Annotated in this window: 14 protein-coding genes; 4 read left to right on the forward strand and 10 right to left on the reverse strand. The window is 69.3% G+C overall.

Annotated elements, in window-relative coordinates:
- Positions 1–69: 69 nt before the first annotated feature.
- Together ACWDX9_RS11770 and ACWDX9_RS11775 are read right to left on the reverse strand one after the other, a co-directional pair.
- The gene (locus tag ACWDX9_RS11770; protein WP_449952079.1) at positions 70–1611 is read right to left on the reverse strand and encodes an alpha/beta fold hydrolase; all 1542 of its coding nucleotides are present in this window, start codon (positions 1609–1611) and stop codon (positions 70–72) included.
- Positions 1612–1711: 100 nt separating this feature from the next.
- Positions 1712–2698, reverse strand: a complete 987-nt coding sequence (locus ACWDX9_RS11775) for an alpha/beta fold hydrolase (RefSeq protein WP_449952082.1) — start codon at positions 2696–2698, stop codon at positions 1712–1714.
- A 406-nt stretch (positions 2699–3104) separates the two neighbouring features.
- Here ACWDX9_RS11775 and katG point away from each other — a divergent pair, with 406 nt between their 5' ends.
- A complete protein-coding gene (gene katG, locus ACWDX9_RS11780; protein ID WP_449952084.1) occupies positions 3105–5381 on the forward strand; it encodes a catalase/peroxidase HPI in 2277 nt (758 codons plus the stop codon).
- A gap of 65 nt (positions 5382–5446) precedes the next feature.
- Here the strand turns inward: katG and ACWDX9_RS11785 are convergent, their stop codons facing one another.
- The 4 genes from ACWDX9_RS11785 to ACWDX9_RS11800 all read right to left on the reverse strand — a co-directional run bounded on the left by ACWDX9_RS11785 (position 5447) and on the right by ACWDX9_RS11800 (position 8058).
- A complete protein-coding gene (locus ACWDX9_RS11785; protein WP_449952168.1) occupies positions 5447–5971 on the reverse strand; it encodes a HalD/BesD family halogenase in 525 nt (174 codons plus the stop codon).
- Positions 5972–6318: 347 nt separating this feature from the next.
- On the reverse strand, positions 6319–6882 hold the full coding sequence (locus ACWDX9_RS11790; protein WP_449952087.1) for a dihydrofolate reductase family protein: 564 nt from the start codon (positions 6880–6882) through the stop codon (positions 6319–6321).
- Positions 6883–7213: 331 nt separating this feature from the next.
- Entirely contained in the window at positions 7214–7522 is a 309-nt protein-coding gene (locus ACWDX9_RS11795) for a hypothetical protein (protein WP_449952090.1), read from the reverse strand.
- A 53-nt stretch (positions 7523–7575) separates the two neighbouring features.
- A complete protein-coding gene (locus tag ACWDX9_RS11800) occupies positions 7576–8058 on the reverse strand; it encodes an Lrp/AsnC family transcriptional regulator (RefSeq protein WP_449952093.1) in 483 nt (160 codons plus the stop codon).
- Between the two features lie 297 nt (positions 8059–8355).
- On the opposite strand from ACWDX9_RS11800, the gene ACWDX9_RS11805 reads away from it, so the two are divergent.
- Entirely contained in the window at positions 8356–9336 is a 981-nt protein-coding gene (locus ACWDX9_RS11805; RefSeq protein WP_449952095.1) for an aldo/keto reductase, read from the forward strand.
- A gap of 95 nt (positions 9337–9431) precedes the next feature.
- Here ACWDX9_RS11805 and lanL read toward each other — a convergent pair whose 3' ends face one another.
- Both lanL and ACWDX9_RS11815 read right to left on the reverse strand, forming a co-directional pair.
- Positions 9432–12227, reverse strand: coding sequence for a class IV lanthionine synthetase LanL (gene lanL, locus ACWDX9_RS11810; RefSeq protein WP_449952098.1), 2796 nt, complete (start codon positions 12225–12227; stop codon positions 9432–9434).
- Positions 12228–12296: 69 nt separating this feature from the next.
- Positions 12297–12467 carry an SflA family class IV lanthipeptide gene (locus ACWDX9_RS11815; RefSeq protein WP_165974944.1) on the reverse strand — a complete coding sequence of 57 codons (171 nt, stop codon included), beginning with the start codon at positions 12465–12467 and terminating at the stop codon, positions 12297–12299.
- Between the two features lie 291 nt (positions 12468–12758).
- Between ACWDX9_RS11815 and ACWDX9_RS11820 the strand changes: the two genes are divergently transcribed.
- Positions 12759–14663: an ABC transporter ATP-binding protein gene (locus tag ACWDX9_RS11820; RefSeq protein WP_449952101.1), complete on the forward strand. Its 1905-nt coding sequence runs from the start codon at positions 12759–12761 to the stop codon at positions 14661–14663.
- Positions 14660–15508 carry a MauE/DoxX family redox-associated membrane protein gene (locus ACWDX9_RS11825; RefSeq protein WP_449952103.1) on the forward strand — a complete coding sequence of 283 codons (849 nt, stop codon included), beginning with the start codon at positions 14660–14662 and terminating at the stop codon, positions 15506–15508. The genes ACWDX9_RS11820 and ACWDX9_RS11825 overlap by 4 nt, the downstream gene beginning before the upstream one ends.
- A gap of 67 nt (positions 15509–15575) precedes the next feature.
- On the opposite strand, the gene ACWDX9_RS11830 is transcribed toward ACWDX9_RS11825, so the two are convergent.
- Both ACWDX9_RS11830 and ACWDX9_RS11835 read right to left on the reverse strand, forming a co-directional pair.
- On the reverse strand, positions 15576–18440 hold the full coding sequence (locus tag ACWDX9_RS11830) for a hypothetical protein (RefSeq protein WP_449952106.1): 2865 nt from the start codon (positions 18438–18440) through the stop codon (positions 15576–15578).
- A 229-nt stretch (positions 18441–18669) separates the two neighbouring features.
- Entirely contained in the window at positions 18670–21645 is a 2976-nt protein-coding gene (locus tag ACWDX9_RS11835; RefSeq protein ID WP_449952109.1) for a hypothetical protein, read from the reverse strand.
- Between the last annotated feature and the right edge of the window lie 104 nt (positions 21646–21749).

Here is a 21749-nt window from a genome sequence, read left to right on the forward strand (position 1 = left end):
GACATCCTGAGCAGGGCAGCGGCCTGATCACCCCGCAAACCGGCTGCGCCCGGGCCGGGGGAGCGGTGGTCAGCTCGGGATCGGGCTACCCTCGCAGCCCTTGCCGATACGGCCCGTCTCGAAGTACCGCACCACGTCGGCGGCGCACTTGGGCACCCGGGTGGTTGACACGTGCACGTCGTCGGCGACCGTGTAGACGCTGCCGCCGATGGCGCGCCGCGTCTGCAGCGTCCAGTCGTAGGCCGACATGAACTCGTACAGGTGCCCCGCCAGCACCAGCGACCCGCTGCCCCGCTTCAACGTGGCCTGCTGCACCGGCAGCGGCCAGCCGGGACACATGGCAGGCACTCCCCAGGCCCGGCCGGTCGCCGGATGGCGCTTCACGAGCTGCTGGTACTGACGCCAGGCGGTGTCGAAACCGGCCCGGCTGCTGTCCTCGTTGCACGCGACGGCCAAGTTCATGGTCATGTTCAGCGTTTCGGGCGCGCCGGGAACGGACGGCCCCATCATCGGCGCGCCGAGCAGCTCCTTGACGGTGGCCGGGGCGGTGGTGCCCGTCGCCGTCCGCAGCTCGGCCAGCGCCTTGCCCGCGCGTACCCACTCGGTCGAGTTGCGCCTGGCCAGGTCGGCGACGGCCGAGCCGTCGACGGGCCGCTGCAGGTCGGTGTAGGTCTTGGGGCTCTTGTCGTACGCGCGGACCAGCTTCGCCACCTCCTCGCGCACCTGCCGAGCGGTGGCACCGAGACCGTAGGTCCCGTCGCGGCGGGCCAGCCAGGCGGCCATGCGCCCGAAGTTCCGCTCGGCCGCCTCCGCGGCGCCCTTGGCGTGCTCGTCGATACGGGTCCACGGCGGCGCCACGCTGTCCAGGAAGGCCCGTCCGGTGTGCCCGGGGAACAGGCTGCGGTACACCATGCCCAGATAGGTGCCCCAGGAGAAGCCGAGCAGGTTGAGGCTGCGCTCGCCCAGCGCGGTCCGTACCGAATCCAGGTCCTTGGCCACGTTCTCGGTGGTGAGCTGTCCGAGGAAGGCGGGGTCGGAGCGTCCGCACTTCTCGTTGGAGGCGACCTGGGCGTCGTAGATCTTCCTGGCCGTCTCCTTGGTCAGCGCGCCGGGCTCCTGCGGGCCAGGCGGCGAGAAGGGGCAGGCGACCTTGGTGCTGTACCCGACGCCGCGCGGGTCGAAGCCGACGATGTCGTACCGCTCGTTGAGCCCGGCCATCTCCTCGTTCCTGAGCGCGGCCCGCAGGACCGGGTCCAGGTATCCGCTGTTGCCCGGCCCGCCCGGCAGTACGGCGACGGCGCCGAGCCGGTGGGCCTCGTCCGTGGCGGCCAGCCGGGTCACCGCGATGTCGATCTTCCGCCCGTCGGGGTCACGGTGGTTCAGCGGAACGCTGACCGTCCCGCACTCCAGGCGCTTCATCAAGGAGCGGAAGGCCGCGACCTTGTCCTCCGCCACACCCAGGCCGCGGATCACCTCATCGGTGTAGGTCGGGCAGGATTTCCACTGCACGGAAGACACGTCGGGGTTCGAGGTGGCGCTCGCCGCGGAAGGATGCGGCACCAACCCCGCCAGCGCCAGGGCCAGCGCCGTCAGTGAAGTTCGGTACGTCATGCGGATCAGTAATAGAGCAGCGCTTGTTTCCTTACCGTTTCCGGAGCTTTCCCAGGGACGGGAATGCTGCGGCCGCGACCAGTTCGGTGATTCCCGGTGCTCAGACCGGAAGGGAGGCGAGCCAACCGGTGAGAATCCGGTTGACCTCGTCTGGGCGCTCTTGCTGGATCCAGTGGCCGCACCCGTCGAGAACGTGTGAGGCGACCAAACCGGGCAAGGTCACAGGATATGCCTGGATCGCCTCGGTCAGCCAGGTGGTGGAGGCGTCCAGAGCTCCGCCGAGGAACAGGGACGGCTGGATGATGGGCTTGCCGTGAAAGGCGGCGAGGTCCTCCCAGTCCCGGTCCATGTTCCGGTAGCGGTTGAGCGCCCCGCTCATGCCGGTCCGCTCGAACTCCTCGGCGTAGACGGCGAGGTCGTCCTCGCTGAGCCAGGCGGGCAGCCGACCGGCCGGGAACCGGTCACGCAATGTCCCGCCGCGGCTGACGAAGTGCGGGTCCGGGGCACTGGGTGCGGGCATGGTGTCGGCGGACAGAGCGGCGTAGAAGCCCGCGAGCCAACCGCGGACGTCTGGTTCGATCTCCGCTTCGGCCCGCTCGGGGGCTTGGAAGTAGGACACGTAGAACTCCTCGTGCCCGCCCATCTGGGTGAAGACCTCGCTGGGGCGCGGCCCGCCGGGCGGCGTGTAGGGAACGCTCAGCAGTCCGACCGCCCGGAAGACGTCCGGCCTGGTGAGCGCGGAGTTCGCGGCGATGGTCGCGCCCCAGTCGTGCCCGACGATCACCGCGGTTTCCGCACCGAGCGCTTCCACGACCGCGACGTTGTCCTCGACCAGTTCGAGCATCCGGTACGCGGACACCGGTGAGGGCCTGGAGGAGCGTCCATAGCCGCGGACGTCGATGGCGACCGTGCGGTAACCGGCCGCGGCCAGCGCCGGGAGCTGATGGCGCCAGGAGTACCAGAACTCCGGAAACCCGTGCACCAGGAGCACCAGCGGCCCGGCACCCTGCTCCACAAGATGCGTCCTGCCGGCGGGAGTGGAAACCAGCCGGTGTGTGACGTTGGTGGTGCGAGAAGGCTGTGACATGAATTCTCCGGGTTTGTCGGTTCTGTATAGGCGCGCAACAGCTGATGCTGGGGATGGCGGACCGTAGGATGCAGGCGGCAATCATGGCTCGGTGGCGGGGACGCCGCGAATAACGTTGCTGTTTCGGCAAACCGGCAAACCAGATCGGCTGGGAGGTCCGCACCGGCATCCACGAAGCCTTCCTCCGCTCGGCCTGCGCGCTTATCCGCCGGCGACGACTCCCCAGCGCGTTAGTAGCTCCAAATCTGGGGCACACCACTGCGGGCGGTTGACAGCGCTCGCCGCGCTCCGCGATCACGCGCGGACCAACGCCGGTTCGGTGCGGCGCATCGAGCCCGCTGGTCCACCTGCCCCGACTGTGTGGCCAGACGCATTGCCCGGTGATCCGGAAGTTCGGAGGAAGCAGATGAGCGACACCCAGGACAACGCCCCCTCCAGCGCGCAGGGCGTGGATCGGAAGGCGGCGGCCGGCTACCCGCTCGCGCAGGACTCCGTGACCGCGCATGGCAGCGAGAGCGAGAACCCGGCAATCGACTCGCCGACTCCGAAGACCGGCGGTCGGCCGCGCACGAACCGGGACTGGTGGCCCAACCAGCTCGACCTCTCGGTGTTGCGCGCGCATTCGTCCAAGGGCAACCCGCTGGCAGAGGGTTTCAGCTACGCCAAGGAGTTCGAGAAGCTCGACGTCGAGGCCCTCAAGCAGGACATCATCGAGGTGCTCACCACCTCGCAGGACTGGTGGCCGGCCGACTTCGGCCACTACGGCGGTCTCATGATCCGGATGAGCTGGCACGCCGCGGGCACCTACCGCATCCACGACGGTCGCGGCGGGGCCGGCGACGGCGCTCAGCGTTTCGCCCCGCTCAACAGCTGGCCCGACAACGCCAACCTCGACAAGGCCCGCCGGCTGCTGTGGCCGGTCAAGCAGAAGTACGGCCAGAAGATCTCGTGGGCCGACCTGCTCGTGCTCGCCGGCAACGTCGCCCTGGAGTCGATGGGTTTCAAGACCTTCGGCTTCGGCTTCGGCCGCGAGGACGTCTGGGAGCCAGAGGAGATCTTCTGGGGTCCGGAGGACGCCTGGCTCGGCGACGAGCGCTACGTCACCGACACCGAGATGGTGCCGCACTTCGGCGCGACCGAGATGGGTCTCATCTACGTCAACCCGGAGGGTCCCCGCGGCAACGCCGACCCGGCTGCCGCGGCGCATTTCATCCGCGAGACCTTCGGACGGATGGCGATGAACGACGAGGAGACTGTCGCTCTCATCGCCGGCGGCCACACCTTCGGCAAGACCCACGGTGCCGGCATCGCGGACGACCACGTGGGGCCGGAGCCCGAGGCCGCGCCGCTGGAGGCGCAGGGCCTGGGCTGGCTGAGCAGCTACGGCACGGGCAAGGGTGGTGACGCGATCACCAGCGGCCTCGAGGTGACGTGGACCGACCGGCCGACGCAGTGGAGCAACCGTTTCTTCGAGATCCTCTTCGGCTTCGAGTGGGAGCTCACCACGAGCCCCGGCGGCGCGAAGCAGTGGGTCGCGAAGGACGCCGAGGCGATCATCCCGGACGCCCACGACCCGTCGAAGCAGCACAAGCCGACGATGCTCACGACTGACCTGGCACTGCGCGTCGACCCGACGTACCAGAAGATCTCTCTGCGTTTCCTGGAGCACCCCGACGAGTTCGCGTTGGCCTTCGCCAAGGCCTGGTACAAGCTGCTGCACCGCGACATGGGTCCGGTCAGCCGTTTCCTCGGACCGTGGGTCGCCGAGCCTCAGCTGTGGCAGGACCCGGTGCCGGCCGTCGACCACGAACTCGTGGGTGACGCCGACGTCGCCTCTCTCAAGGCGAAGGTCCTGGAGTCCGGCCTCACGACCGCCCAACTGATCTCCACCGCCTGGGCCTCCGCCGCGAGCTTCCGCTCCACCGACAAGCGCGGCGGCGCCAACGGCGCCCGGCTCCGTCTCGAACCGCAGCGCGGCTGGGAGGTCAACCAGCCCGAGCAACTCACGACGGTCCTGGACATCCTCGAGAGCATCCAGCGCGCTTTCAACGAGGCCGGCGGCGCGAAGATCTCGCTCGCCGACCTGATCGTGCTGGCCGGCTCGGCCGCCGTTGAGAAGGCGGCACGCGAGGCCGGCGTGGCAGTGACAGTGCCGTTCCGGCCGGGCCGCACCGACGCCACTCAGGAGCAGACCGACGTCGAGTCCTTCCGGGTCCTCGAGCCGCGGGCCGACGGGTTCCGCAACTACCGGCGTTCCGGCGAGAAGACCCAACCGGAGGTGCTGCTCGTCGACCGTGGCTACATGCTCAACCTGACCCCGCCCGAAATGACCGTCCTGATCGGCGGCCTGCGTGCCCTCGGAGCCAACTTCGGCGGTACCCGGCACGGCGTTCTCACCGACCGGCCCGGCGTGCTCACCAACGACTTCTTCACCAACCTGCTCTCCCCGGGCACCCGGTGGAAGGCATCGGACTCCGAGGAGCATGTGTACGAGATCCGCGACGTGGCCACCGATGAGGTGAAGTGGACCGCCACCGCGGTCGACCTCATCTTCGGCTCCAACTCCCAGCTACGAGCCCTCGCGGAGGTCTATGCCGGCCAGGACGCCCGCGACAAGTTCGTGACCGATTTCGTGGCAGCCTGGACCAAGGTCATGGAACTCGACCGGTTCGACCTCGCCTGACGGGAGCCACCCGACGAGCCCGGTCGAGCCACCGTGATCGACCGGGCCGGGCGGCGGTTGGATGATCAGTCGAGGTAGCCGGCGTCGGTGGTCTCGTAGGTCTTCTCGGTCAGCAGGTCGGAGACGCCGGAGTAGGTGAGGTTCACGATCGAGCGGGTGATGCCGTCCGTCTGGATGGGCATCGTGCGGTGCAGGGTGGTGTCGGTCTTGAAGAAGTACGACTCTCCGCTCTCGTGCTCGGGGGCCGGCGCCTCGGAGATGAAGATCCAGGCGAACTCGTGGTCGCCCCAGTGCCAGCCATGCGTGTCGCCCACCTGGGTCTGATGGGTGCCGGTGATCTGCTCGTCCGGGTAGGCGCAGTCGAACACCGGCGCGCCGGCGATGTTGCCGAGCAGCCCGCGGAACGCCGGCACATGGTAGAGCGCGGTGAACAACGTGCTGTGCGAGGCGAACAGCAAGTTCGGCAGGCTGCCCAGCCGCCGCGGCGTGTTGCCGGTCACGGCCACGCGGATGTCGATGCGGCGGGTGTTGGCCGCCGTCAGCATGGTCGTCTCCTCCTGGAGGCGGCGTACCATCTCGCCGGGCAGCAGCCACGTTCTCTCCTTGTCGCGGCGGTGGCGTCAGGCTCGGAGCTCGAACCGAGCCTCGCCCGGCCGGCTATCGCCGCCCTTTCGCCCCGGCATCGCGCCGACAAGCCAGGCGTGAACCGCGACCTCCATGGCAGGGGGCCGGCGCCGGCTTGAGTGCGTCCGGGACACCGGTAGCCCGCCGGCACACGAGGGGCGCGGTGCCGGCGGGGGTTGCGTCCACGGGAGTGGTGTGCGGTGAGCCTGTTCGTCGGTTGGTCTGGACAGCGCTCGAGAGCTGATCGGGCCCGGAATGTCGGTGAGAAGTAGCAGTACCCGGAGGCAACGCCCCCACGGTAGCGGCCGCTGGGTCAGCGGTGTCGCCGGTACTGCAGATATACGATCCCGTTGCTGGAGGCGGTGCTGGAGACCAGGTCGAGCTGGTAGGACTTGGGGACGCCGTCGAACAGCCGGGTGCCCTCGCCTGCGACGTAGGGGAACATGCTCACCTGGAACTCGTCGATCAGGTCGAGCCGCATGAGCGACCGCCAGAGGCTGACGCCGCCCCAGACCACGATGTGTCCGTCGCCGCCCAGCCTGAGCTTGTCGATCTCTTCTGTCGTGTCACCAGCGGCGATGGTGGTGTTGGCCCAGTCGGCCGTCTCCAGGGTCCGGGAGAAGACGACCTTGCGCGCGGCGTTCAGGATGTCGGCGAACGGGTGGTCGGTGGAGGTTGTCATGCCCCCGGCGATGCCCTCGTAGGCGGTGCGGCCCATGACGTGCGCGTAGGCGCTCTGGAGAAAGTCGAGGTGCGCCGGGGCGTCGGGCTGACGGTTTTCGGGCAGGTCGAAGCAGAACTTCCAAAACTCGGTGCCCTCGTCGGCGAGGAGGCCGTCGAGGGAGTAGTTGAACACTGTTGCTATCAGCTTCCGCATGGTCAAATCTCCGTGGTCTTGGGTCGTCTGGGGACGTGCTTGCTAGAGGGACGGGCGTGTCCCCGGCCGCAGCGCTCGCGTGGCCGCGGCGTCTGTGGCCTGTCGCTAATGCTTTAGACGGCACTGCCGCCCGGAAATCATCGGTGCCCGGTCAATTGACCCGAACCCGGCGGGGCCTGGGCACCACCGGAACGACAAGAAGGGGCTCACCCCTTGATCACGCGCTCGTGCTGCTGAAGGATGACGTGGCCAGCAGCGCCGGAGCTGCCGCGGAGACCATCGCCGCCCGCCTGTCACCCCGCTCGCTCAACACCATGGCGGGACTCCTTCGTCAACCCCGCGGCATCGAGCTCAATGAGTGCCCGAGACCGCCTGACCAGGGCGGCGCTGACGTCGACACGTACGACCAGGCCGAGACCCGCTCGGCGGTCGTCCTCACCTTCGCGTCGTTCAACCGGCCGGGGTTCTTGACCTCCATCACCGTCGCCGAGCCGTCCACCCGGCGGACAAACAGGTTCGGCGTGGCCTTCCACGCGCCGCGATCATCCATGCCGAACAGCTGCATCGGCTGCCCGGAAAAGCCGCTCACCTCGGGCTCGAAGTCCAGCAGCGCGGTTCCCAGATCGTGAGGAGTGGTCAAGGCGAGGTTCGGAGCCCCTGACGCTTGCGGGCCGCCGGCCCTCCGCCCGAGCATCACTCCAGGGGCAGGGGGCGGCGCGGTACGGGCGCGGTGTGGATGAGAGACGTGGTCGTGTGACCGTACGGGGTGAACAAATCGAGGATCGGTTCGAGCTCGTCGACCGCCCGCAGGTGCATCGTGAAGTAGAGACAGTCGTCGCCGGTCATCCGGTAGCACTCGACGATCTGGGGAACTTCCTGGGCGATCTTGGAGACGCGGTGCAGCTCCCGGATCGCCGGGCGGATGCGAACCATCACGGTGACCGGAAAGCCCAGGGCCCGCGGGTCGACCTCGGCGTGATAGCCGGTGATCACTCCGGTCTCCTCCAGCCGTTGCACCCTGTCGGCCACCGCGGGGGCCGACAGGGCGACCCGGCGGCCCAGCTCGGCGAAGCTCACTCTGGCGTCGACCTGCAGCTCGGCGAGGATACGAAGGTCGAGGGCGTCGATCCCCTTGGATTCGTATGCCCGCTCGGGTCTGATCTTTCGATTCGCCATTCTCCTAAATTACGGGTTGGCCGACGATGGGGGTCATGCCGCCTATCGGCCCTCGCGCCGTCCTGTCCGCGGCGCCTCCCACGGACCTACTTCATCGGGAGCGCCGCCTTCCACCACCTCGGTCCGGCCTTCGCCGTGCTCCTGTTCGCCGGGCTCACCCCGCTCGATGCCCGTACGGCACGCAACCTTCTGGCACTCGTAGCCGCCGCCATTCTCGTCGCCTGCGTGTTCGCCGCTCCATCGGGAACGTTCAGCCTCCGCGGTGAAGACCGCGCTCTCACAGGAAGGTAGGACGACATGCAATACGTGAAGCTGGGCTCGTCAGGACTGCAGGTCTCCCGGATCTGCCTGGGCATGATGACGTACGGCGATCCGGGTGCCCGGGAGTGGATGCTGCGCGAGGACGCGGCCGAGCCGATCGTGCGGCGCGCGGTCGAGGCCGGTGTGACGTTCTTCGACACCGCCGACATGTACTCCGACGGCGTGAGCGAGGAGATCACCGGGCGGCTGCTCGGCAAGCTCTTCGCCCGCCGCGACGACTACGTTCTCGCCACGAAGGTCTACTTCCCGACGGGGCCGGGCCCGAACGACCGAGGGCTGTCCCGCAAACACGTGCTGTCTGCCATCGACGCCTCGCTGACCAGGCTCGGAACCGACTACGTCGATCTGTACCAGATCCACCGCTGGGACGACGAGACGCCGATCGAGGAGACCATGGAGGCCCTGCACGACGTGGTGCGGGCCGGCAAGGCGCGTTACATCGGCGCCTCCAGCATGTACGCCTGGCAGTTCGCCAAGGCGCAGCACACCGCTCAGGCGTCCGGCTGGACCCGATTCGCGTCGATGCAGAACCACTACAACCTCGTGTACCGGGAGGAGGAGCGAGAGATGCTCCCGCTCTGCCTGGACCAGGGGGTGGGCGCCATCCCGTGGAGCCCGCTGGCACGCGGACTGCTCGCCGGGAGCCGCCATCGCGACGGCCGGCGGCGCACGGTCCGATCCGGCAGCGACCCGCTGGCCGACAGCATGTACGAGGACGCGGACTTCGACGTCGTCGACGTGTTGCGCGCGGTCGCCGACGAACGAGGACTGCCTCCGGCGCAGCTTGCGCTCGCATGGCTGCTCGGGAGACCTGGGGTGAGCGCGCCGATCGTCGGGGCGAGCAAGGTGGGTCATCTGGACGACGCGATCGCGGCGGTGGAGGTGTCCCTGAGCGAAGAGGAGGCGGCCCGCCTGGAGGCCCCGTACCGGCCACATCGAATCATCGGGCACTCCTGAAGCCGGTCGCCGCCACTCCGCCTACTTCGAGGATCTGCGGCACTCACTCTGCCCCCAGCGCGGCAGTGCTGATCTGGCGGGGCTGGCGCGGTCCTCTAGTTCCCTCTCCCGTTCTGCGCTGCCCGGTCCGATTCGGGCAGTTGCCAGTCGGCCGTCCACAGCCGTGTGCCCGAGCGGTGGTCGAGGCGGCGCAGGAACGACAGGACGCCCGCGGTGCCGGTGCTCCAGGTGTAGGCCGCCTTGTCGAGGTCGTTGCCGGGGAAGACCGGCTGCGCCGGCTCGCCGCCGGCCCGTACCAGCATCTGCTCGGCGATGTTCTCGGCGTGGCGCCAGTAGCCGTCATCGCCCGTGACCATCGCCAGGTCGATCAGCGCCTCGCCGATGCCCGCCAGGCCGCAGCACTGGGAGACCACCCAGGCTTGCGGGGCGACGACCAGGCACGCCCGCGCGCCCCGCTCGGCCAGCTCCAGGTAGCGGTCCTCGCCGTACGCGCGGGCCGCGCGGGCCAGCGTGCCGGTGATGCCCGACATGCCCTGGCACCAGGAGGCCCCCATGGCTCGGGCATCCGGGCCGTGCAGCTCGCCGATCAGCGCTTCGGCCTGGACGGCCAGCGCCGCCAGCCGCTCCCGGGCCGCCTCGCCCGCCGCCCGGTCGCCGGTGGCCGCGTGGTAGGAGAGCAGGAAGTCCGCGCAGCCCGCGTCGCCGTGGGCGTACGCCGTGTCGACCGACACGCCGGAGCCGGGCTGGGCGGGTGCCACGGCGTCCTGCGACCGCGTGACCTCACCGGCGATCAGCAGCCGGGCGCACTCGGCGGCGATCCGCAGGTGCCGGGCATCGCCGGGGTCGAGGGCGGCCAGGGCCAGATGGCCCGAGCCGATGCCGGCCACGCCGTGTGCCTGGTCGGCCCGCTGCGGGCCGTCGATGGTGACGGGGGCCGGCGCCGCCAGATCCGGCGCGGCGCTCAGACGGGCCGCGGTCAGGAACAGCGCGGTTCCGGTACGGCCGAAGTACAGCGAGGGCGGGAGCTTGGCGGGCGGCATCACGCGGGCCGTCCACCGGGCCAGGTCGGCGGCCACGGCCTTGGCCTCCGGGTGGTGCAGCAGTTCCATGCCGACTCCGGCACTGCCGCCGTAGACGTTGGTCACCGGCGGGCTCTCCCGGCGGGCGTCCTCGGGCGCGGCCATCAGCTGCTCGGCGAAGGCCGCGCACTCGCGCACGGTGTGGTCGAGCGCCTTGGACAGCAGTTCTCCGGTGAGCCTGGGCGGGGAGGGCAGCTTCCACCGTCCCGCCTGCGGCTGTTCGGTGGCGGGCCGCCCGTCGCCGAAGCCGGTCACGGCCGGTACGGGGCGCGGCCGGTCCGCCGGAGCCGGTCCGTGGGCGGATCTGAGCTCGGCGGCGGCGGCGGTGCGGTCGGCGGGGTCGAGGCTCAGCAGGCCGGGTAGCAGGCCGAGGACGCCCGTCGTGACGTCCGGGAACATCCCCGCCAGGCACATGAGCGTGCGCTCGACGTTGCGGACCGGGTCCGGGCCGATCATGATCGGGTTCATCCCGGTGGCCGCGAAGAACAGGGTGGCGCCCAGCGAGAAGTAGTCGTCGGCGGGCACGGAGGCACGGTCGGTGTGCTGGTCGGGAACGCTGTAGCCGCGGCTCCAGCCGGGCAGCTGCAGCCCGTCGTACCTGCTGTTGCCGAAGTCGATCAGGGTGCAGCGGCCGTCCTCGCCGAGCACGACGTTCTTGGGCGACAGGTCGCGAATGACGACGCCGTGCGCGTGCACCGCGTCGATCACCTCCAGCAGCCGGACGGCGAGTGTGCCGAGGTCGCGCTCGCCGGTGGCGGGCTCCCCGGTGAACAGGCCGTTCTCCGCGACGAATCGGTTGAGGTCGCGGCTGCCCGCGTCGGTCATGACGAGGAACTCGTCCTCGCCGTGCCGGAAGTGGTCGATCGGCTCCGGTACGCCTGCCACGCCCGTGAGCGCCTGCAGGACGCGCAGCTCGTTGCGGAGGTACATCCGCAGGTCCCAGCCCTCGACGTTCTCCCCGACGTACGCGCGGGCCTCCTTGACCACGACCCGCCGCCCGGCGGCGTCGGTAGCGCGGTAGACGTTTCCGCGCGGGCCACGCACGACGCCGGACGTCACGCGGTACCGGCCGCCGATGAGCCGCCCGCTGCCGCCGTCGGCGGCCTGCCCGGTTGTCTGTACGGTTGTCGGCGCGGGCGGCAGCGTGCCCAGCGACGGCCGTTCGTCAGGCTCCGACGGGCCGGCCCCGGCAGGCTCCGTGGGACGGAACGGGTCGGTGGCCCAGGGCGGGCAGGTGAACTCGGGGCCGGCCGCGCCCGGCAGTTGCTCGCCGTCCGGCCCGAGCACGATCAGCTCGAAGTCGCCGTTCTCGTCCACGCGGTACTGCGGGGCGAACGGGGCATACCTGTAGTACACCGGAGCATCGGGGCGGACCCGCCGATCGCTGACGATGCGCGGGGCCGACAGCCCGGACAGGGCGTCGGCGAGGGCGTGGCCCAGTTCGACCACCGCGTCCTGCTCCGGGTAGACCGTCATGGCCTTGCCCACGGCTCCCGGGTCGACGTCACCGGAGTTGAGCTCCATGAGCCTGTGGGTGGAGCGGGCGACCTTGAAGGCGCAGCCGGTGCCGGCCAGGATCGGCAGCGCGCGGTCAAGTGTGTCGTTGAGGGTGCCGGGACGTGCGGAAATGTGGATTTTCCAGCCCTGCAATGGAATGTCGTGGTGAGGATCGTGCACGCTGATCCACGTGTCGTCCTCGTATATTTCCCTACCATTCGACTCTGCAAATTGGGTAAGGCGGTCGAGCACATTAAAGTCCACGGTCATCCCTCGATAACGGAGCGCATCGGCCTGATATGAGAAAAAGGCCATCAGAGCATCGCCGACGGCCTTTCCCCAGCACCTCTCGTCACCACGCTCGACCGCGTGGGATCAGGTGCTTCACACTATGGACGGGCAGCACGGGAAGCTGCTGCAGACCGTACGCTTGCAGGTGTTGACGCAGGCCTGGGGGCCGTGGAGCAGCTTGTTCAGCTCGCCTTCGAAGTCGACGGCGAGGTCTTCGTACTCCAGGACTCCGGCGTCGCGGGGCTCCAGGGCGAGGACCGACATAAGGGCTCCTTCCTTGGCCACCTATGGGCGGCCGACGTAGGGATCCGAGCCTCGGGATGGCGCCGGTAGGCACCATTCCCGGGCTCCGCCCGCGACCGGGAACCGGCTAGATGTTCCCGCGTCGCAAGCAAACGGACGCATTATGTGCATATATCCGGAAGCATGTCCAGAGGTAGCCGTAACAGCCAAAAATGTGTTTACATGCGCCTTTACAGCGAGAGTTCGATCTTCTAGATTGACGTGCGTGATGGGGGGATCTCTGGCGCGCCCGTCTCCGAACGGCGCCCTCGCGTGAGGCTCTGGCGTCGCCGACGCAGGACGAGCGTCCCGGACGACCGTTCGGGGCTCGTGGTCGCGTACTGGGAGAGCCACGACGAGCACCTGCTGACCGCCACCCTCGGCACGATCGCCCGCAGGCTGCCGTCCTTGGTGGCCGCCGCGCTGCGGATGGCGTGGGAGGCCAGTCCCCGCGACACGGTCGTGGCCCTGGCGGGCAACCTCGCGGCCGGCGTCTTCACGGTCTTCGGCCTGGTGGCCACCTCCGACGTGCTGGCCTCGCTGCTGGCCGCCGGTCCCACACCCGATCGGGTATGGACCGCGCTGCCCTCGCTGCTGCTCGTGGCCGCCGCCACCGGGTTGCGCGGAGCGCTGCTGGCCGGTGCCGGATGGGCGCAGGCCCGGCTCAAGCCGCTGGTCGAACGGCTGGCCGAGACCCGCCTGTTCGAGCTGACCACCCGGGTGGAGCTGGCCGCGTTCGACGACCACGACTTCCACAACGCGATGCGCCGGGCCCGCGACAGCGGCGTGCCCGACACCGCCACCGTGGTGGAGACGACGATCGCCGCGGTCACCGGCGCGGTGGGCGTGCTGGCCTCGGCCGTGGCGCTCGGCCTGCTGCACCCGGTCCTCATGCCGTTGCTGCTGGTCGCCGCCGTGCCGGCGGGATGGGCCGCGGTACGCATGGCGCGGCTGGGCTACCAGGCGTTCTACCGGCTGTCCGCCGCGCGGCGGCGCAAGTTCATGCTGTCGGACCTGATGGCCGAACGGCAGCCCGCCGCCGAAGTGCGGGCGTTCACGCTCCGGGACTTCCTGCTCGGCCAGTACGCCAAGGTCGCCGACCTGGAACAGGACGTTCAACTCGACGTGGCACGGCGGCGGGCCGCGACCAAGGCGGGCGGCGACCTGCTGACCGGCCTGGCCACAGCCGGCGTGTACGTGGTGCTCGGCGTGCTGCTGGCCGTCGGCGTGATCCCGCTGTCGGTGGCCGGCGCGGCCGTGCTGGCGATCAGGACCGGGCAGGTGTCGCTCACCGCCCTGATCCAGACCATGAACCGGCTCTACGAGGCGGGCCTCTACTTCGGCGACTACCTGGCCTTCCGCGAGATCGCCCGGGAGCGCGTCCCTCCGCGGCCGGCGACCCCTGCCGAGCCGGCGCCGTTCAGCCTGCTGACGGCCGAGAACGTCACGTTCACCTACCCCGGAGCCGACCGGCCCGCACTGTCGGGCGTCAGCGTGACGGTCGGCCAGGGCGAGGTCATCGCCCTGGTCGGCGAGAACGGCTCGGGCAAGACGACCTTGGCCAAGCTGCTGGCCGGGCTGTACCAGCCGCAGGAGGGCACGATCCGCTGGGACGGCGTGGACCTCGGCGCGTTCGACGGTGACGCGTTGCGGCGGCGGATCTCCGTGATCGCCCAGGATCACACGCGCTGGCCGCTCACCGTCCGCGAGAACATCGTCATGGGGCAGCCCCTGGAGGAGGACCGGCTTGCGGCCGCCTCCGCCGCGGCGGGTGCCGACGAGGTGGTGGCACGGCTGTCCGACGGCTACGACGCGCTGCTCGACCGCCGCTTCCGGGGTGGCCACGACCTGTCGGGCGGCCAGTGGCAGCGCATCGCCGTGGCGCGCGGTTTCTACCGCGACGATGCCGCGCTGGTCATCTTCGACGAGCCGACCTCGGCCCTGGACGCCCGTGCCGAGCACGCCCTGTTCGAGCGGATCCGCGGCCACGCCGCCGGCCGTACCGTCGTGCTCATCACCCACCGGCTGGCCAGCGTCCGCTACGCCGACCGCATCTACGTGCTCGACGGCGGCGCGATCGCCGAGCAGGGCACGCACGCCGAGCTGATGGAACGCGCCGGCCAGTACGCCGGCATGTACGAGCTGCAGGCCTCGGCCTACCACCAGACGGTGCCATGATCGTCGCCGAGTCGGCGTATCTCGCCGTGACCGCGGTGCTGCTGGTCGCGGCGCTGGTCAAGCTGCGGGACGTGCCCCGCTTCGTCCGATCGGTGGCGGGCTACCAGGTGCTGCCGGGCAGCCTGGCCGGGCCGGCCGCGGTGGGCGTGCTCGTGGCCGAGCTGGCCGCCGGCGGGCTGCTGCTCGCTCCAGGCGGCCGGCGGTGGGGCGCCGTGGTGGCGGCGGCCCTGTTCGCCGCGTTCCTGGCGGCCATGGCCTCCGTGATGCGGCGCCGGATGGCCGTGGACTGCGGGTGCTTCGGCGGCCGTGACCTCGTCGGGGCCGGCACGCTGCTGCGTACCGGCCTGCTGCTGGTCCTCGCGGTGACGGCGGCTCTGACCGGGCCGGTCGCGTTCGCGCCCGTCCAGCTTCCGGTTGCGGCGGTCCTGCTCGGGCTGGCCTTCCTGCCCGCGCGGCTGCTCCGTGCGGAGAGGGCCTCGTACGGGCCGCGTCCCGGCACGCGCTTCGCGCTCAACGGCAGGCCGGAGCCGGCCGGCGAGCGAACGATGTACGCGTTGGTCTCGCCCGCGTGCGGGTTGTGCAAGGCGATGCTGCCGGAGTTCGTCGCGACAGCCGATCGCCTGGAGGTCGCGCTGGTCAGCGCGGTGGAGGGGTACGGTGGCGCCGGGCTGCCCGTGATCGTGGACCCGGATGTCTTCGACCGCAACGACATCCCGTGGCCGCCGTACGTGGTGGTGACCGACCGCACCGGCACCGTCCTGTCGGCGGGCGGCGCGGCCGATCCGGCACAACTGGAGCAGGTACTGTCTCGCGCCGAAGCGGTCGCTCCCCGAGACGGGCGATGACGCGCTGGCACTGGATCATGTCCTGGCGGGGCGGCCCGGGCTCGGGTAGCGTGATCGACCGTCGGCCTCAGGCTTTGAGGGCTCGGTCGATGAGATCTCGCATCCGGTGTTCCTCCTCCGAATCGTCGCGGGGCTCGGGCTTGAGCTGGAGCTTGTCCTTGAGTGCTTGCGCGAAGGGCTTCATCGACCAGCTGGGGAGGGCCTCCACCGCGCGACGCAGCGCCGCCAGGGCGACGGTCGCGTCGGGCTCTTCCATGCCCGGGATCGTGAAATCCGCTATCGCCTGCCCGCACAGGACCCTGAGGGCGTCGGGATCGAGGGATTTCACGCCTGTCAAATTCGTCATCGCGATCAGCTCGCCGGCGAGATAGCGCCGGGTCTCGATCGAGACGCCGGTCGTCGGCCTCGCGAAGAACGCGATGAGCATCGGCAGCACGTCCGGCTTGTACCGCACGTTCTGGCACGCGAACGCGCAGTACGAGGCCATGATGCTGTCCCGGTACCGCGCGATGTCGGCATCGTCCTCGTCCTTGACGCCGCCCAGCGCCTTCCAGTGGTCCTTCACGCCCTTCAGGGTCAGGGTGGCCTCCGTCGTCGGCTTCTTCTCGCCAGGGGGCATGCCGGTCGCCAGGTGGCCGAGCGCGTAGAAGTACTCGACCATCGCCTGCTTCGACTCGTGGCCGGTGTTGATGCGCGTGTACCAGTCCTCTTGTTGACCTTCTGTCGGTTTTCCCCACGGCCCCGGGATCAGGTCGACGAAGGACGTCCGCAGGAACGAGAAGCTGCCGCGCCAGTCGACCAGGGCGAGCTTCTGGAACAGCGCGGCGATCTCGCCCCCGGGCTTCGAGCGCAGGAGCAGGGGGATGCCGTCCACGTAGGGAGACCCCAGGTCCGTATGCGTGACCGGCCAGCAGAACCTGTTCACGAACTCGGCGTTACCGGAGGCGCTGCGCATCAGCGCCTGCTCGTCCTGGTTGCCGTGCTTGAGCATGTGTATCACGAGCTGTCCCTCGTCATGCCGGGCGAGATCGAGGTCGAGCTCCTGCAGCCGCGCCTCAGCCTGCGTGCGCTGGGATGCGTAGCCGTCCTGCTTCGACAACACCGTGAGGTCGCCGGCGGCGACCTTGCCGGTGCCGAAGGAGGCGTACTTCTGGAAGCTCTTGCACAGGAACACCTCGAGGCTGCCGTCGGCGATGGCGTCCTTCAGGCCGTTGAGCACCTCGTCGAGCCGGGTCCGGCCGGTGGACGGGTCGAGCCCGTCCTCGACGGTGGTGTCGAGGATCAGCGCGAACGGCGGGTCATCCCGCTTGCGTGTCTTCAGGCTCTTGAGCACGCCATCCACGAGGGTCTTCGCCGGTGACGCCTCGAAGGGCGTGCTCGGGTTCAGCGCCGCGACCATGACATCCTCGCGCGGCTTCGATACCTCCCCCTTCTTGAGGTTGCCGAGCAGCATTCCGGTCTCGAAGTAGTCGATGCCCTCGGTGGGACGCGAGACCTGGTCGGTGCGCCGCGACGACAGCGCGATGTACAGCGCCGTCCCGAGCGCGTCCATGCCGCTGGTCATGAGGTGGCTGCTGAGCTCGATCTCGCGGCCGACGTACGGCGCGATGCTCGGCGCCCGCTTCAGCAGGACGTCCTGCATCGTCTTCCAATAGTCGACACGTCCGTAGTTCTTGGCAGCGGCGAGCACGACGGCGATCTCGTCCATCATGAGGTCGACCGCGCGCAACGCCGTCGCCGGGTTGGGCTCCTCGACGACGATGTCGAGGAGCCGGCTCAGCGAGCGCAGGGCGTCGGCGGTCAGCGCGTCGCGGCGGTCCGGGCCGAGCTTGTCGGTGAGGCCGAGCAGGAGGTGCTCGACCATGGCGCACACCGGCGCCAGCTCGCCCTTGCCGCGCGCGGTGTCCTGCAGACGGGAGAACGCGCTGGAAGTGATGAGCTGCGCGAGGTCGGCGTGCGCGTCGACGGTGAAGTTCGGCGGAAGCGAGGATTTGCCCGCGTCCATGAGCTCGTAGAGCTGGTACGCCGACGGCGTCGCGCCGATCCCCTCCAGGATCTCCTTCCACTTCAAGGAGGGGTCGCTGGCGCCCCTCAGCACGCTGATGCCCGTATCCCCCTTGAGCGGCCGGATCTCGAGCTTGGCCAGCACCTTCGGGTCCAGCACCATCTCGAGCTTGCGCAGCACGCGCGGGCTGTTGACCAGGATGTCGCCCTCTTGCAGCTTGTGGTCCGACTGCAGCTTCTCCGCGAAGTCCTCCAGGGCTTCGCCGAAGGACGTGCGCCAGTAGCTGGACTCGACGTCGTGCTGGGTCGTCAGGTTACTCTGGCCGGTGCGCTTGCTGCCCGCCGTACGGAAGCCCACCTGCTTGACGATGTGTTCCTGCGCGGGGGCCGCTACCTTCCTGAGCGCCGTGCGGCGCAGCTCCGAGTACGGCTCCTCGCCGCTGCTGATCAAGGTGATGTCAGCCAACGCCTTTTTGAGGTAGGCGATCGACGAGGCGTCGTCCGCGTCGTCGGTCCGCTTCGCGAGCTCGACCAGGTCGACGGTGCTCTTGATCGGCGTGGCGAGGTCGAGCGCCTCGAACGATTCGTTGCGGCCCGGCGCGCGATCGCCTTCAGGCTGTTTCTGCGGCGTCTTGGGCTTGACGAGACGGACGCCGGCGGTCGCCTTCAGGAAGTCGAGGGCGAGGTTGCCTCTGAGTTGCGTCACGATGAGCCGCGACATCGTGCTGCGCTCAGACGCCGAGCGCTGGGCCAGCATCTCGGCCATGCGCTGCGCGGAGAACGTTCTGTCCTGCAACGCCTTCGCCACCACCTTGGCGGTGGCCGGGTCGGGCTTCTCGGTGAACTTCTGCCAGCCCGGCGGCGTCGATGTGGAGATCGGTGCGGAGGCGACGGACACGTCACGCTTCGTGATAGGTAAGTCAGACATGTCGGATACGCCAGGCGTGATCTTTTCTGGTCCGCCGATCGTACGCCTGCGCTGACGCTTGTTCTTGGTCGCGCCGATGGTCGGTTTCTTTTTCATGACCCCCCAGCCATTCTGCTCAAGGCTCCCCCGCCTGATGACCGATCGATCGTCCACCTTCTGGCCGAGCGTGCAAAGGTTCCCTGTCCGCCACATTCGTGGCGCGCTTGTCTGAGTCGCGGCTCCCTGATGCTCAGAGCGCCAACGACACCGGCTCCTGAAGGGCCCGGTCGACGATCGCGCGCAGCCTCATCGCGTCCGGGGACTTGTCGGCGTTCGCGAGCTTGGCCTTGAGCTTGCCGGCGATGGCCTTGAACTCCCAGGCCGGGAGCACCGCGGCCGCGCGAACCAGCGACGGGAGGAGACGCGCGTCGAGGATCGTTCCCGGCATCACCGTCATCGAGAGCAGTTCGCCGGCGAGATAGCGCTGGGTCTCGATCGTGACGTCTGGCGCCGGGCTCGCGAAGAAGTCTCTGAGCAGTGGCAGCGCCTTGGTCTTGGGCCGCAGGTTCTGGGCCGCGAACGCGCAGTACGAGGCCCTGATGCTGTTCCGGTACTGCGCGGTGTCGGTACCGTCCGGAGCGAGGGCCAGCGCCTCCAGGTGCTTGCGCACCGTCTCGATGTTCAGCTGGTCGAGGTCGACCTTGCCGTCTGACCTCTTCTCGCCAGGGAGCGTGCCGCTCTCCAGATGGCCGAACGCGTAGAAGTTCTCGACCATGGCCTGCTTCGACTCGTGGCCGGTGTTGATGCGCACGTACCACTTCTCCTCAGCCTTGTCCGCACCGTACGGCCCGGGGATGCCGCCGACGTACGACGTCCGCAGGAACGAGAAGCTGTCGCGCTGATCGATCGTGACGAGCTTCTTGAACAGGTCGTCGGCCTTGGTCGGCGCGCGCAGGAGCAGGGGGATGCCGTCCACGTACGTGGACCCGCGCGTGCGGTCCTGCCCGTTGATCGGCCAGCAGAACTCGTCCACGAACTTGGCGTTGTCGGCGGCGGTGCGGATCAGCTCCAGCTCGTCTCGATGTCCGTGCTTGAACATGTGCACCACGAGCTGCGTCTCGTCGCTGCGGGCGAGATCGAGGGCGCGGTCCTGCAGCAGCGTCTCGGCCCGCGCGGACGCGGAGTCGAGATTGCCCCTCTTCGACAGCATCGTGAGATCGCCGGCGGCGACCTTGCCGGTGCCGAACGAGGCGTACTTCTGGAAGCTCTTGCACAGGAAGACCTCGAGCGTGCCGTCGGCGATGGCGCCCTTGAGGCCGTCGAGCACGACGTCGAGCTGGGTCCTGCCGCCGGGCGACTTGGGCGCGACCTCGATGGTGCTGTCGACTATCAGCGCGAACGGCGGGTCACCCCTCTTGCGCGCCTTCAGAGCATCGCGCACGTCGGCCACGAGTTTGTCCGCTGATGGAGCGTCGAAGGGCGTGCTCGGATTCAGCGCCGCGACCAGGACGTCGTTGCGCGGACGCACCGCCTCGCCCTTCTTGAGCTTGGTGAGCAGCAGATCGGTCTCGAAGTAGTCGATGCCCGCGGTGGGACGCGTGACCTGATCGTGGTCCCGCGACGACAGCGCGATCGACAGCGCCGTCCCGAGCGCGTCCATGCCGCTCGTCATGAGGTGGCTGTCGAGCTGGATCTCCTGCCTGTCCACCAGCGGTGCGATGCCCGGCGCCCGCTCCAGCAGGACCTGGCGCATCGTGTCCTGATAGTCGACCCGCGTGTAGTTCTTGGCCACGGCGACCACGATGCCGATCTCGTCCATCATGAGGTCGACCGCGCGCATCGCCACCGACGGGTTGCGCTCGTTCTGCACGACGATGCCGAGGAGCCGGCTCAGCGAGTTCAGGGCGTTGGCGGTCAGCCCGTCGTAGCGAGAGGGGCCGAGCTCGTCGGTGAGGCCCAGCACGAGGTGCTCGATCATGGCGCACACCGGCGCCAGCTCGCTCTTGCCGCGCGCGATCTCCTGCAGGCGGGAGAACGGGCCGGAGGTGATGAGCTCCGCGAGGTCGGCCCGCGTGTCGACCTTGAAGTCGGTCGGGGGCGACTCCTTGCCCGCGTCCATGAGCTCGTAGAGCTGGTACGCCGACGGCGTCGCGCCGAGCTCCTGCAGGATGCTGTTCCAGTCGATGGTGTACTTGCCGGTGCCGCTCAGCACGCTGATGCCCGACGTCCCGGCGAGCGGCTCGATCTTGAGCCCGGCCACCACCTCGGGGCCCACCATCATCTCGAGCTTGCGCAGCACGCGCGGGCTGTTGACCAGGAGGTCGCCCGGACCCAGCTTCCCCTTCTCCTGCAGATCCTTCAGCAGGCCCTGCAGGTTGTCCCGGAAGTTCGTGCGCCAGTAGGAGGCCGCCAGCTGGTTCTGGGGCGACAGGCCGCTCTTGTCGGTGCGCTGGGTCTTGGCCGCGCGGAAGCCGATCTGCTCGACGAGGTGCGCCTGTGTCGTGTCCGTCAGATCGAGCTTTTTCGTGATCTCGGCGCGGCGCTTGTCCGAGTAGCCCGTCGTGCCGCCGAGGGAGTTGACGAGCTTCAACGCCTCCGTGAGGTTGCCCATGGCCGAGATGTCGCGCACCTCGTCGATACGCTGCTCGAACCCGGCCAGGTCGGCGGTGATCTTGTCCGACGCGAGGTCGAGCGCCTCGATCTGCTGCCGGTCTCGGCCGTGCGAGGTCTTGACGGGCAGTTCCCCGAGCGTCTTCGGCGGCAGGAGGTCGAGGCCGTGGAGCAGGTTCTCGTGCTGCGGCGCCGGCTGCTCCTCGGGCGGCTTCGGCGTTTTCGGCGTCTCCATCGCCGGGCGGGTGAGACGTACGGCGGCGGTCGCCTTCAGGAAGCCGCGGAGGGCGTCGCCGTCGAGCCGGGAGGCGATGAGCCGGGACATGGCGCTGCGCTCGAGCGCAGGGCGATCGGCCAGCGTCTCGGCGATGGACTGCACGGACGCGAGCGCGAGGCGCGGGCTCATCTTCTCCAGCCCCTTCGCCACCGCTTTGGCGGTGGCGTCGTCGGGCTTCGCGGCGAACGCCTGCCAGTCCTTCTGCAGCGGCCCGGACGCGACGGACACGTCATGCTTGGTCAAGGCGAACGTGGAAGTATCCGTGCCGCCGGCCCGGAAGCGCTTCTTCGCGGCGGTCGTGCGCTTGCTGTTGCGCGCGCCTTGACGTTGATTCCGCATGATCGTGATCCCCCACCCGTCCTCTGGAGACTGCCCCCGTCCGAGGAACGATGGTCCACCGCTGAGCCGGGTGAGCACAGGTGGCTTTGCCGCCATATTCGTGG

The sequence above is a fragment of the Nonomuraea sp. NPDC003201 genome, from assembly GCF_053590415.1.

Excerpts from the sequence above, each read along its gene's own strand:
- ACWDX9_RS11770 (WP_449952079.1), bottom strand. The coding sequence starts at position 1,611 with ATGACGTACCGAACTTCACTGACGGCGCTGGCCCTGGCGCTGGCGGGG.
- ACWDX9_RS11775 (WP_449952082.1), bottom strand. The coding sequence starts at position 2,698 with ATGTCACAGCCTTCTCGCACCACCAACGTCACACACCGGCTGGTTTCC.
- katG (WP_449952084.1), top strand. The coding sequence starts at position 3,105 with ATGAGCGACACCCAGGACAACGCCCCCTCCAGCGCGCAGGGCGTGGAT.
- ACWDX9_RS11790 (WP_449952087.1), bottom strand. The coding sequence starts at position 6,882 with ATGCGGAAGCTGATAGCAACAGTGTTCAACTACTCCCTCGACGGCCTC.
- ACWDX9_RS11800 (WP_449952093.1), bottom strand. The coding sequence starts at position 8,058 with ATGGCGAATCGAAAGATCAGACCCGAGCGGGCATACGAATCCAAGGGG.
- ACWDX9_RS11805 (WP_449952095.1), top strand. The coding sequence starts at position 8,356 with ATGCAATACGTGAAGCTGGGCTCGTCAGGACTGCAGGTCTCCCGGATC.
- lanL (WP_449952098.1), bottom strand. The coding sequence starts at position 12,227 with ATGGCCTTTTTCTCATATCAGGCCGATGCGCTCCGTTATCGAGGGATG.
- ACWDX9_RS11815 (WP_165974944.1), bottom strand. The coding sequence starts at position 12,467 with ATGTCGGTCCTCGCCCTGGAGCCCCGCGACGCCGGAGTCCTGGAGTAC.
- ACWDX9_RS11825 (WP_449952103.1), top strand. The coding sequence starts at position 14,660 with ATGATCGTCGCCGAGTCGGCGTATCTCGCCGTGACCGCGGTGCTGCTG.
- ACWDX9_RS11830 (WP_449952106.1), bottom strand. The coding sequence starts at position 18,440 with ATGTCTGACTTACCTATCACGAAGCGTGACGTGTCCGTCGCCTCCGCA.
- ACWDX9_RS11835 (WP_449952109.1), bottom strand. The coding sequence starts at position 21,645 with ATGCGGAATCAACGTCAAGGCGCGCGCAACAGCAAGCGCACGACCGCC.